Origin of the sequence: Methylophilus sp. QUAN, assembly GCF_015354445.1 — a bacterium.
Classification (GTDB): Bacteria; Pseudomonadota; Gammaproteobacteria; order Burkholderiales; family Methylophilaceae; genus Methylophilus.
The window spans coordinates 862,549-875,015 of sequence record NZ_JADKYT010000001.1 but is presented as its reverse complement, the minus strand read 5'-3'; the positions used below and the strand labels follow the sequence as shown (position 1 = coordinate 875,015).

Below are 12,467 nucleotides of genomic sequence, written 5' to 3'. Positions count from 1 at the left end.
CGTTATTCACTATACTCGTGCTCGTCCAGACGACGTGCTTCGTCTTCCAGCATGACGGGGATACCATCTCGCACCGGATACGCCAGGCGTGCATTTTTTGAGACCAGCTCCTGCTTTTGCTTATCGTAGACCAAAGGCCCTTTGGTCACTGGACAAACCAGGATTTCCAGTAATTTGGGATTCATTCTTGACTTCCTTTATATGGTGGCATGGCTGCTTTTGCATGCTTGTGTTTCAACAGACCAATGACAGAAGCTGCCAGTGATTGATCATGGCCGACAGGGCTTAGTTCAGCCGACACGGGTAAAAACCAAGCATTCTCTAACTGCAAATGCTGACATTTTACGGCATCTTTCTCGGTCATCAGTATGGTTTTTCCGCGCAACGCTATAAAGTCGGCCTGAGTATAAGCATAATGATCTGCCAGCGGACGTTGTTCACAGTCCAGGCCCATGGTCGCCAGCAGGTCAAAAAAGCGCTGCGGATGGCCGATACCCGCCACCGCCACCAGAGGCTGCTCAACGGACTGCACACGTAGCCACTCAGTGCTGGTTTCGCTGGAAAAGTCGGTAACCGACGTCCATGTCCCCGTGCGTAAGCGCAACTGGTAAGTGTTCACATGCATGGGCGTTGCGGGCAATTGCCCTGTTTCAACCACCAGGTCGACCAAGCGTAAACGATTCAAGGGCTCACGCAAAGGACCGGCGGGTAATAAGCGCCCATTGCCTATGCCTAATGGCCGCTGCACCACTGCAATTTCAATATCGCGCTGCAAAGCATAGTGCTGCAAGCCATCATCACAGATCAACACATTCACCTCAGGATGCGCCTTGAGCAATGCCAGGCCGCCCGCCGTCCGTGCAGGGTCTACCCATACCGGACATCCAGTACGGCGGGCAATCAATACCGGCTCATCGCCAAATAGTGCAGGTGCGCTCTCAGGCGCGACTTCACCGCGATGCTGACCACCGTAGCCACGGCTCAAGATTCCAGGCACGTACCCGGCAGCACGTAATTGCTGCGCCAGGTAAATCACCAGCGGCGTTTTACCAACACCGCCGACAGAGATATTGCCCACAATGATGACTGGCACAGGCAAGGCTTGGCTGGAGAATAGGCCGATCTGGTAGCCATAACGCCTGCCCGCTGCCAGTAGCGCAAATAACCATGATAAGGGCAACAGCAGGCATTGCACCCAGCCGTTTGTTTGCCATTGCCGCTCAAACCAGGTGCGCAACATCAGTCGTCTTGAAACTGCTTGTGATAAAGCCTGCTGTAATAGCCGTTCTGTGCCAGCAAGGTTTGGTGTGAGCCAGTTTCTATAATATTGCCGTGGTCCATGACGAAAATTCTGTCGGCGTTTTCAATGGTACTCAGTCTGTGTGCGATCACAATCGTCGTGCGGTCGCGCATCAGGCGGTCCAGTGCCATTTGCACATGCAATTCAGACTCACTATCCAGCGCCGAAGTCGCTTCATCGAGCAACAAGACAGGCGCGTTTTTCAAAATTGCGCGCGCAATGGCCAGGCGCTGACGCTGGCCACCGGACAAGCGTACGCCGCGGTCGCCGATCTCGCTTTGCAAGCCTTGTGGCATTTGCTGGATAAACTCCCAGGCATTCGCCGCTTTCGCGGCTTCAATCACTTCCTGCTCGCTAGCATCGCGCAACGCGCCATAGGCAATATTATTAAAAATGGTATCGTTAAATAACACAATATCCTGGCTGACCAGCGAAAACTGCGCGCGCAAATTGTCGAGCTGGTAATCTCGCACATCGTGACCATCCAGCGACACGCAACCCTGTTGCGACTCATAAAAGCGCGGCAGTAAATTCACCAGTGTGGTTTTGCCGCTGCCTGAACGCCCAACCAGCGCGACTTTTTCACCCGCTGCAATCTCAAAACTCAAGGCAGACAAAGCATCCTTCTTGGCTTGCGGGTAGCGCACGGTGACCTGGTCAAAGCGCAATGCGCCCTGGGCTCGACCGACTTGATAATTGCCTTGATCGACTTCGTTTTCAATATCCAGCACATCAAATACACTTTGCGCCGCCGCCAGGCCGATCTGTAAATCTTCATTGGCAGCAGTGATATGTTTAATCGGTGCAATCAGCATCATTAACGCACCCACAAATGCTGCAAACTCGCCGACGGTAAACTGCGCCAGTGCGTAAAAAACCACCAGGCCCAAAGCCACAGCAGACAGGATTTCAATGACGAAACTATTGAGGCCGGAAATTCTGGCAGTACGTAACTCCAGTTGACGGTTGCGGCTCACCACTTCGCCAAAGCGGTCATTCTCGAACGCCTGCGCACCAAAAATCTTGACGATACGCTGAGCGGCAATCGCCTCTTCTGCGGTTTTGGTGATCTCGCCAACGGCCTGTTGCACTTTTTTAGCATTGGCCCGTAACTTGGGCGTGGTGCGTGCCAGGTACAAGCCCATCAAAGGGGCAACCAAGGCAAAAATCAGCGTCAAACGCCAATCCAGATAGAGCATGTATCCAATCAGGCCAATCACCGTCAACACATCGCGCAACACGTTGAGTGCAGAACGCGTGACCACAGTAGACAGGCGCTCAATGTCATAGGTCATTTTGGAGACCAGCAGGCCGTTGGAATTGGCATCAAAAAAACTTACCGGCAACATCAGCAATTTGGCAAAAATCTGCTTGCGCAAGACTTCCACCACGCGCCTGGCCACAGTACGCAAACTGTAGACCGAAAAGAATCCGGCCACCGCCCGAATCGCCATCAGGCCAAACAACATCAAAGGCAGCACATACGCATCATGGTCGCCAGACTTGGCAAAGCCTGCATCGGTGACTTCTTTAATCAGTGCCAGAAACAAGGTGTTGCTGGAGGCCAGAATAGCCGTAGACACCATTGATAATGCAAAATGCATCTTGTAATGCCAGGCGTATGCAAACAAGCGCTTATAGAGCAACACAGGATTGGTGATAATCACCGATTCAGAAGAGGACTTACGCGCCATGCGATTTTCTCGGGCAGACTAAAAACAAACAGCCCGCCAAGGTTGACGGGCTTGTTGATGGATCAGATGATGTTACCGGCAACATTAGCGGGAATTCACCTGCGTCGCAAACGTAATATGCGTGTAATTGGCCATCCGCGATGCTTCCATAATATTCACCACAGACTGGTGTGTGGCCTTGGCATCGGCGTTGATGATAATGGTTGGTTCCTTACCTGTCGGCCCTTCAGCACCGGCTTGCGTGAGCGCAGCAGCCAGGTCAGACACGACGACACCGTTGGCTTCTTTGCCATTCACCAGATAGCGGCCATTGGCATCCACTTCTACCGTGATCGTCAGCGGCTTTTCTTGCGGTGCATTGGCATCGGCAGTTGGCAAGTTAATTTGCAGTTCGCTGGTGCGAGAGAACGTCGCACTCACCATCAAAAAGATAATAATCACCAGTAGTACGTCGATCAGTGGAATAAAGTTGATTTCCAACTCTTCGTTGCGGACACCACGTTTGAAATTCATGAAATTGCCTTTGTTTTCAATACGGCTTAATGGCGGTTATCTTAGCCACGGTCACCGTGGATAATCTCTACCAACTTAATCGCTTGCTGTTCCATGTCGACCAGAAAGCCATCAATTTTGCCGCGGAAATAACGGTAAGCAATCATGGAAGGCACCGCCACCACGATACCAGCCGCCGTGTTATACAGCGCCACAGAAATACCGCGCGCAAACTGTGCCACGTCATGACCGCTGTTTGTAAATGAGCCGAACAACTCTACCATCCCGATCACCGTGCCCAGCAAGCCGAGCAAAGGTGCCACCGTGGCAATCGTACCCAGCGTGGGCAGGTATTGTTCCAGCTTGTGTGCCACAGCGCGGCCGGTTTCTTCAATCGCCTCTTTAGTCACTTCACGTGAGTTATTCATATTGGCCAGTGCGCTGGCAAATACCTTACCCAACAAGGAGTGTGCTTCCAGGCGGCTCAGTGTTTCGCGCGTGACGCCGCCCTGTTTTAGCCAGTTTTGTACTTCTGGCAGTAATTGCTCAGGCGTAACGACCGAGGCTCTTAATGCCCAGAATCGCTCAACGATGATGGCGAAGGCAATCACAGAGGCAATAATCAGAGGCCAGATAGGCCAGCCGGCCGCTAAAATAATTTCCCACACAGCAAACACTCCAGTTGTTTTTAAACTTTCGCTACTTTAGCGTTAACCAGGCCTGAGGGCAAGTTTTGTCCGGTATCCAGCAAGGTACAATTGCCATAAATTACAATTCCCAGTAATGCGGTTCTAGTGCCCGCCAGCGGCTGACTTGTGGACGCGAGCCCTGGGTAAAATCCAGCACAATGGCACCATCCCGGTCTGAGCGTAATGCCTGGCTACCCAATGCCTGATAACGCGCCATCACCTCGGGCTTGGGATGACCAAACCGGTTGCGGTAACCAACAGTGGCAATCGCTATCTCGGGGTTCACCTGACGGATCAATGCCAGGCTGGATGAGGTTTTACTGCCATGGTGCGGCATGGTCATCACGGTAGAACGCAGATCGCCGCCAAAGCTAGACGCAAGTAGTGCCTGCTCGGCTGGATATTCAATATCACCGGTCAACAATATACTGCCATGTGCAGACACCACCTGGATCACGCAGCTTTTATCATTGTCCTTCGTACCTGTCGGCAAACTTTCTGCAGGATAAACCACCCGAAACAACACCTGGTCCCATTGCCACTGCTGCCCGGCATGGCAGACAATACGCGGCAGGCTGGCGGCCTGAGGCAGCTGTTGCAACTGCGAAAAAAAAGCCGCGTCAGAAGTCAGTGAGCTTAAGATTCTGCTAGCAGGTACGCTGGCCAACACCGAGGCCATGCCACCCACATGGTCATTATCATCATGCGAAATGACCGCGATACCCAGCTGCTTGATGCCCAGATGCCGCAAATAAGGCAAGACAATACGCTGACCCGCATCACTTTGTTCGTGATATACCGGCCCGGCGTCATATAGCATGACATGCTGCGCCGTTTGTACCAGCACACTCAAGCCTTGTCCGACATCCAGTACAGTGACACGCATTTGGCCAGGTTGCAACGCTGGTGACAGGGGTTGCCACAGCGGCAACCATAATAATAACCCAGCCCAGCGCAAGGGCCAGCCCCGTGGCATCAGCCATACCAGTGTCCCCAACATGGCCATCAGCCATGCCCACATGGGTGGCGTCGCCACATACCCCACCGCCCAGGGCAATTGATGCAACCACGCCAAGGCGTGCGCGCACACCTGCCACAATCCGGCAGCGATGTGTAATAAGCCATCCAAGGGCAACACCGCCCCGGCAATCGCCAGCGGCACCACGCCCACACTCACCATGGGAATTGCCAGGCCATTTGCCAGCGGCGAGACCAGCGAGAGTTGATTAAAAAACAGGATAAGTACCGGCACCAATGCCAGCGTCATAATCCATTGTGTTTGTAGTGCAGATTGCCACCAGCGTGACGGGCGCAAACGCCCGCCCATGGCGAACGCCAATACCGCCACCGCGCCAAAAGACAGCCAGAACCCGGGTGCCATGACCGCCCACGGATCCAGTAACAGCACGACCCACATGGCAACGCAAAGTATCCAGGAAAAAGGCAATCTATGCTTGAGGCTCAGCATCACCAGCACCGTGAGCAACATGTATAGCGTACGTTGGGTGGGAATAGAAAAGCCTGCCAAGGCCGAATAGGCAATCGCAACCAATGCGCCGCCCGCGCTCGCCGCCAATTTGGAGGGCAGATGCAAGGCCCAACGCGGGCGTAATCGCCAAAGCCAACCGATACACAGATAGCCCAATGAAGCCAGCATCGTAATGTGCAAGCCTGATATCGAGACCAGATGATTAATGCCGGTATCCACAAACAATTGCCAGTCCGTGCGCGTAATGTGGCTGTCATCGCCAATCACCAGCGCACGCAAGACGGCACTGGCGGGCGTCGCACCCAACACGCGCTCAATACGCTCCCCCACACTGGCGCGCCAGCGTGCAATCAACGCGGCAGGTTGCCAGACCAGGGGTTGCAATTGATGCATGGGGGCTTTGGTGTCAATGGACCCGCTGGCACCGATGTCATTCGACAGACACCAGGCAGCATAATCAAACCCATGCGGATTACGCGTGGCATGTGGCCGCTTGAGGCGGACACTGAATTGCCAGCGTTCACCTGCTTGCAAATACGGTAACGCCAGTGGTTTTGCAGCCTCGCCGCGATAAGTCTGCTGATAGAGATGCAAGCGTATGTTGGCGGGTAAGGGACAGGCCGGATTGAAGCTGCGTTCGACGGCGAGATCGACATGCTGACCGCGCGCATCACGCTCGGGCACACTGACAATGACACCCTGTACAGGTATCACCAACTGCTCGCAGGCCGCAGGCAACACCGATTGCAAACGCCACCAGGCACGCGCCTGCACGTAGGCAAATGCCAGGGCGGCAATCAGCAAGACCAGCCATAGCCTGCGCAGCAGGGTTTGAAAGGGGAAAGAAAAGACAATACCCGGGACACGGCCTGGCATCAGGCCAAACAGCAATAGACGCAGCGTAACGAATGCCGCCAACCAGCCTGCCCATACCGCCAGCGACCACAGCCTAGGCTGTTGCTGAAATAGCCAAACTCCAAACAGTAATCCGACTGTGGCGCTTGGCAGCATGTGGTCACGCTAACTGGCAATCACATCCTGCGGCGCAGAGCCCAGGGTTTGCAGTGTGCCATCCTGCAAACGATACTGCCGGTGCATACGTGCCGCCAGTGACAAGTCGTGCGTGACGACGACTAACGCTGTACCTTGTTGTGACTGTATTTGCAACAGCAATTCAAACACCTGCTCTGCCGTTTGCCGATCAAGGTTGCCGGTCGGCTCATCAGCCAGGATACAACGCGGCTGCGTGACCAGGGCGCGTGCCAGCGCTGCGCGTTGACGCTCACCACCTGAGAGCTCACCTGGCGTGTGTTCCAGCCGGTGTGATAACCCAACCAGCGACAAATAGTGCTCAGCCTGTGCCAGCGCTTGTGTTCTCGGCATGCGGCGAATCAATAAGGGCATGGCCACGTTTTCCAGCGCACTAAATTCTGGCAGCAAATGGTGAAACTGGTAGACAAAGCCCAGATACTGGTTACGCATGGCACTTTTGTCGCGCTCAGACAAACTGGCCAGCGGCTTGCCCAACCATGCCACCTCGCCCTGCGTGGGCGCATCCAGCCCGCCCAGTAGATGCAGCAAGGTGCTTTTGCCGCTGCCAGAAGCCCCGACAATCGCCACATGATCGCCAGCAGCCAATTGTAGATCGACGCCAGTCAATACCGAGGTATCCAGCCCCTGATAGGTTTTCGCCAGGCCCTGGCATTGCAATATCAACTCACTCATAACGCAAGGCCTCCGCCGGATTCATGCTGGCTGCACGCGCACTTGGATACAAGGTGGCGACCAGGCTGAGCAAAATAGACAAACCGACAATTGCCGTCACATCTGACCACATCAGTTTAGAAGGTAAGTCACTGATGTAATACACATCTTTGGATAAAAACTGCACATTGAATGTGTGTTCTATCCATGGCACCACGGTTTCAATATTCAATGCCAGTATCACGCCCAGCACCGCACCAGACACCGTGCCGATAATGCCTATCATCGCGCCCTGCACCACAAACATCTTGCGGATGGCTTGCGGCGTGGCACCCATGGTGCGCAAAATCGCAATATCCGCACGCTTGTCGGTCACCGCCATCACCAGCGTAGACACAATATTGAACGCAGCCACGGCCACAATCAGCGCCAGGATAATAAACATCACGCGCTTCTCGAGCTGAATCGCTTTAAAGAAATTGGCATGCTGCTGTGTCCAGTCAGTCACGTAATAGTTAGGGCCCAATGCCTGGACCAGCTCGCGACTCACACGGTCGGCCATAAACAAATCGGCCAGCTTCAAACGCAGGCCAGACACCTGATCACCCAAGCGATATAGCTTGGCAGCGTCATCAAGGTGAATCAATGCCAACCCGGCGTCATACTCATACATACCCACCTGGAAAATACCCGCCACCGTAAATTGCTTGATGCGCGGGACTAAACCCGCAGGCGTCACCTGTCCTTGCGGCGCCATCAACACGACTTTTTCACCCACACGCACACCGAGCGCCATGGCGAGGTCTGAGCCAAGCACAATATTAAATTGCCCGGCCTGCAAGTCTTTTAACTGGCCAATTTTCATCTGGCTGGAAAGCTCAGATACACGGGCTTCCTGCGCAGGCAATACGCCACGAATGAGCACCCCCTGCACCGCTTGGTCATAGGTCAGCATGCCTTGCGCCATGATATAAGGCGCAACCCCTTCAATTGGGCTAGCCACAGACTTAGGTGGAATCGATTGAATCTGCTGCTGCAAATCTTGCCAGCCAGCCAGCCCCACATCAAAGCCACGCACCTCAATATGTGAGGCCACGCCCAGGATGCGTTTACGCAACTCGTCCTGAAACCCGTTCATCACCGACAACACCACAATGAGCGCCATCACGCCTAGCGCAATACCCACCATGCTGGTCAGGGAGATAAAAGAAATGAAATGGTTGTTACGCTTGGCGCGCGTATAGCGCCAGCCTATCCAGTATTCATAGGGCAATCGTTGCAGCAGCGATTGGCCCAACGCAGAAAGTGTGTTCTTCATGCCCGAATCTTAACAGCTTTTAATGGCCCAGCGGAACCCGCACACACGTAAAGTCATACTTAAAAACAGCTTTTCTGACGCCCCATGTCAGCCTTATCTGACCTCAAGTTAGTCCACGCGCCGACTGAATCCAAGCGGCTTTATCTTTAACATGCAACACAGGTTAATGACCTGAACACCATTCTTAAATTGAGGAGCTTCAACATGAATAAAGATATTTTTGAAGGCAACTGGAAACAACTTAAAGGCAAAGTCCAGGAACAATGGGGCAAGTTAACCAACGATGATCTGGATGTGATTGAAGGTAAACGCGACCAGGTCGCCGGTAAAATCCAGGAACGTTACGGCATCACCAAGGATGAAGCTGAAAAGCAAATCAGGTCCTGGGAAAGCAAACATAAGCACTAAGCTAATGTGCCAAAAAAGGACAAGTCTAGCTTGTCCTTTTTTCATGTCGAAGCAATGCTTACCCTGTATTGCGCAAGCTGGTGGCAATGCCGTTAATCGTCAGTGGTATCGCCCACTTCAGTTTTTCATCCGTTTCACCATTACGGTAGCGCTGAATCATTTCTACCTGCAGATGATTCATGGGGTCAAGATACGGCAGACGATCACGGATAGATTTGGCAATTACTGGCTGAGTGGCCAGGCGCTGCGTGGTGCCAAGTAACAGATTGACTGCGTCCGTAGTCAGCTTGTGCTCCTGTGCAATGCGGCTGAAAATCTCTTCACGCAGCTCACGGTCTTCCAGCAAATGGGCATAATGGCGCGCCACAATCAGGTCAGTTTTAGCCAGCACCATGTCCACATTCTGAATCAAGGTATTAAACAATGGCCAATGCGCCTGCATTTCAAGCAACATGGCCAGCCGCGCTTCTTTTAACGCTGGATCCTGCTGCAAAAAATGATGGATGGCGCTGCCCAGGCCGTACCAGCCGGGCAACAACAGGCGGCATTGCCCCCAGGAGAATCCCCACGGAATCGCGCGTAAATCCTCGATGCGACGCGTCGATTTGCGTGCAGCCGGACGGCTACCTAAGTTGAGTTCGGCAATTTCGTTAATCGGGGTGGTATTAAAAAAGTACTCGGCAAAACCAGGTGTTTCATAGACCAGGCTGCGATAGCTGGTCATGGCGGTGGCAGACAGTGTTTCCATCACACCTTCGAAAGCACGTCGTTTGCCGGACTCCAGTTGGTCAGTCGGGAATAATGTCGCATCCAGCGTGGCGGCAATCAGTGTTTCCAGATGCTGCCGACCGACCACCGGATCGGCATAACGCGTGGAAATAATTTCGCCTTGCTCGGTGAGGCGAATCTGGCCATCCACCGTGCCTTTGGGTTGCGCCATGATGGCCTGGTAAGTCGGGCCACCACCACGCCCCACCGTACCCCCACGGCCATGGAACAGGCGCAATTTGACGTTGGCCTGGTTAAACAACTCCACCAGTGAGATTTCTGCTTTATACAACTCCCAATTGGAGGTTAAAAAACCACCATCCTTATTGCTATCAGAATACCCAAGCATCACTTCCTGCTCGTTGCCCTGATAACGAATCACGTGGCGGATACCAAGCAGGCTCAGCCACTTACCCATAATCATCGGGGCATCGCGTAAGTCGGCGATGGTTTCAAACAGCGGCACAATATTCAAATCGACCTGGATGTTGGCCGAGCCCCACACACCACGCAGCAAACCTGCCTCGCGTTGTAGCAAAGCCACTTCCAGCAGGTCAGACAAGGTCTCGGTATGCGAAATAATATATTGCCGCACCGCATGCTCGCCAAAACGTTCGCGCATCTCGCGCACCGCCACCAGCACACCAATTTCTTTATGCACCAGCTCGGAATATTGCTGGAACGGTGAAAACAGCAAGCGCGGCTGCTTGAGCTCTTCCAGCAAAATACCGATTTTTTCATCCTCATTAAACCCGGCATAATCAAAGTCATGCCCGGCTTTTTGTAATAACTCGGTAATCACCGCTTCGTGCACATCTGAGGATTGCCGGATATCCACCGTTGCCAGGTGAAAGCCAAACGTGGCAATGGCCTTGATCAGCTTGCCCAGTCGCGGGTAAATCAAGGCCTCACCCTGATGTGCTCGCAAAGAGTCGGCGATGGTTTGCAAAGGTGCCAGCAAGGCCTCTGGCGTTTCGTAAGGGTCGGCGGCCATGTCTTCGGCCAACACCCAGCCACCTTGTGGCAGTAACGTATTGGCCGTCGCCAGTAAGCGATCGTGAATACCGTTAAGCGCCAGGCGATAAGGTTCGTCCAGCCGGTGTTGTGATTGGTCGCGCGACGTTTTGCTTAGCTGTAGCACCGCATCGTCCACGCCAACCACCCGGGTTGAAACGGCCAGCTCGCGCTTTAAGGCCGACAGCTCCTGCAAATAAAACTTGAACAAGGTGATGGCCTGCAAGCGCACACTCTCGCGCAAGGTCCCGCCATTCACAAACGGATTACCATCGCGATCACCGCCTATCCAGCTGCCCATGCGCAAGAAGCCAGGCAATGCCGCATCAGGCAACACATCGGCCAGATCGCACTCAATGTCCTGCAAAATCTCTGGGATCACATGTAAAAACGTACTCTCATAGTAGGTTAATGCATTTTCAATTTCGTTGAGCACACTGAGTTTTGAATAGCGCATCATGCGGGTTTGCCATAACGCAGACACAGCGCCTTGCAACAGCAGCGTATTGCGCGCCAACTGCCGCTCAGACACCATAGCCGCACGCGCAGCCAGCAACTCGGCAATCAGACGCTCAATATCCAGCACACTTTTGCGCTGTACTTCCGTGGGGTGTGCGGTCAGCACAGGGGAAATCAGGGCATCCTCTAACAGGTGTTTAATGGTGTCCGCCGGAATCCCGGCTTCTTTGATTTGCAACAAAGTATATGAAAGCATGCCGGGCGCAGGCGTATTCTGCTGACAATGCCCCAATTGCTGGCCGTATAAATCCTCAGCCAGATTCACCAAATGCTTGAAATAAGCCAGTGCCCGCACGACACGCACGGTGTGCTCCAGACTCAGGCCAGCCAATAACTGCTCAAGGTCTAGCGAGGCTTGCTGGTCATGTGTCTGGTGAAAACGCAGTGCAGCCTGCCGAATAGCAGCAATCTTCCGGGAGATCTCCTCCCCCTCCACCTCCAGAATGGCCTTGTCGAGCAACACACCCAGTAATGTAATATTTTCGGACAGCCGTGTTTCCGCCGAAGCCATGGCGACTGACATCGTGGCACTGGCCGCAAGTTTTTTGTTCATGGTGCCTCTCCTCTAGCTCAGTGCGAGCTCCATGATAGACTAGCAACAAGCAGGCCATCTTCAAGGCGGTTTTTTTCACTTAAGAATCATGGCGTTAAAGAATCGAAATAGCAGAGATGCACCGTCATCAGGCGATAAGATGCACTGATTTGGCTCTTGTGATGGCAAGCCTGGCTTTAAAGCTTAACGTTGGCTAAAAGAGGGAACCCGTAAAATGATGCAAAATGTTGGCTGTAGACATCCATGCATGGGCTGACTGATTACATGCCTGCGCTGGCTCAGGCATAATAAACACATGGCGCTTATCAATCTTGATCATTGGATACAGCAAATATTGACTGTCTGGCAGTCATTATCTGCGCTGGGCCTGTGGCAACAAGATGCCTTCTTGCTGTTGGTGTGTTTGCTCGCCTGCCTGCTGCTATTTATCACCGGCACCGTGATCGGCCTGTTTGTGCAGTCACTGTGGGGGATTTTTGTTTCCAGCCGTCGCCCTGCCGACGAGGATCATAAGTAAGC

11 protein-coding genes are annotated in these 12,467 nt (G+C 53.4%); 2 read left to right on the top strand and 9 right to left on the bottom strand.

Going from position 1 to position 12,467, the window contains the following annotated elements:
* Positions 1 to 2 precede the first annotated feature (2 nt).
* The 8 genes from INP79_RS04225 to INP79_RS04190 all read right to left on the bottom strand — a co-directional run bounded on the left by INP79_RS04225 (position 3) and on the right by INP79_RS04190 (position 8,686).
* Entirely contained in the window at positions 3 to 185 is a 183-nt protein-coding gene (locus INP79_RS04225) for a Trm112 family protein (RefSeq protein WP_047514384.1), read from the bottom strand.
* Complete coding sequence (gene lpxK, locus INP79_RS04220) at positions 182 to 1,240, bottom strand: tetraacyldisaccharide 4'-kinase (protein ID WP_194753062.1); 1,059 nt, start codon at positions 1,238 to 1,240, stop codon at positions 182 to 184. Before lpxK ends, INP79_RS04225 begins: the two co-directional genes overlap by 4 nt.
* Positions 1,240 to 2,994 carry a lipid A export permease/ATP-binding protein MsbA gene (msbA, locus tag INP79_RS04215; RefSeq protein ID WP_194753061.1) on the bottom strand — a complete coding sequence of 585 codons (1,755 nt, stop codon included), beginning with the start codon at positions 2,992 to 2,994 and terminating at the stop codon, positions 1,240 to 1,242. Before msbA ends, lpxK begins: the two co-directional genes overlap by 1 nt.
* An 84-nt stretch (positions 2,995 to 3,078) precedes the next feature.
* A complete protein-coding gene (locus INP79_RS04210; RefSeq protein WP_194753060.1) occupies positions 3,079 to 3,507 on the bottom strand; it encodes a biopolymer transporter ExbD in 429 nt (142 codons plus the stop codon).
* 41 nt (positions 3,508 to 3,548) lie between these two features.
* On the bottom strand, positions 3,549 to 4,154 hold the full coding sequence (locus tag INP79_RS04205; RefSeq protein WP_194753059.1) for a MotA/TolQ/ExbB proton channel family protein: 606 nt from the start codon (positions 4,152 to 4,154) through the stop codon (positions 3,549 to 3,551).
* Between the two features lie 100 nt (positions 4,155 to 4,254).
* Positions 4,255 to 6,675 (bottom strand): DNA internalization-related competence protein ComEC/Rec2, encoded by a 2,421-nt coding sequence (locus tag INP79_RS04200; RefSeq protein WP_194753058.1) that lies wholly within the window; start codon positions 6,673 to 6,675, stop codon positions 4,255 to 4,257.
* Between the two features lie 9 nt (positions 6,676 to 6,684).
* Positions 6,685 to 7,389, bottom strand: a complete 705-nt coding sequence (gene lolD / locus INP79_RS04195; RefSeq protein ID WP_194753057.1) for a lipoprotein-releasing ABC transporter ATP-binding protein LolD — start codon at positions 7,387 to 7,389, stop codon at positions 6,685 to 6,687.
* Complete coding sequence (locus INP79_RS04190; RefSeq protein WP_194753056.1) at positions 7,382 to 8,686, bottom strand: lipoprotein-releasing ABC transporter permease subunit; 1,305 nt, start codon at positions 8,684 to 8,686, stop codon at positions 7,382 to 7,384. The genes lolD and INP79_RS04190 overlap by 8 nt, the downstream gene beginning before the upstream one ends.
* A 204-nt stretch (positions 8,687 to 8,890) precedes the next feature.
* Here INP79_RS04190 and INP79_RS04185 point away from each other — a divergent pair, with 204 nt between their 5' ends.
* Positions 8,891 to 9,094, top strand: coding sequence for a CsbD family protein (locus INP79_RS04185; protein ID WP_194753055.1), 204 nt, complete (start codon positions 8,891 to 8,893; stop codon positions 9,092 to 9,094).
* Between the two features lie 58 nt (positions 9,095 to 9,152).
* Here the strand turns inward: INP79_RS04185 and ppc are convergent, their stop codons facing one another.
* Positions 9,153 to 11,948 (bottom strand): phosphoenolpyruvate carboxylase, encoded by a 2,796-nt coding sequence (gene ppc, locus INP79_RS04180; protein WP_194753054.1) that lies wholly within the window; start codon positions 11,946 to 11,948, stop codon positions 9,153 to 9,155.
* 295 nt (positions 11,949 to 12,243) lie between these two features.
* Between ppc and INP79_RS04175 the strand changes: the two genes are divergently transcribed.
* Positions 12,244 to 12,465, top strand: a complete 222-nt coding sequence (locus INP79_RS04175) for a hypothetical protein (RefSeq protein ID WP_194753052.1) — start codon at positions 12,244 to 12,246, stop codon at positions 12,463 to 12,465.
* The last annotated feature ends 2 nt before the right edge of the window (positions 12,466 to 12,467 follow it).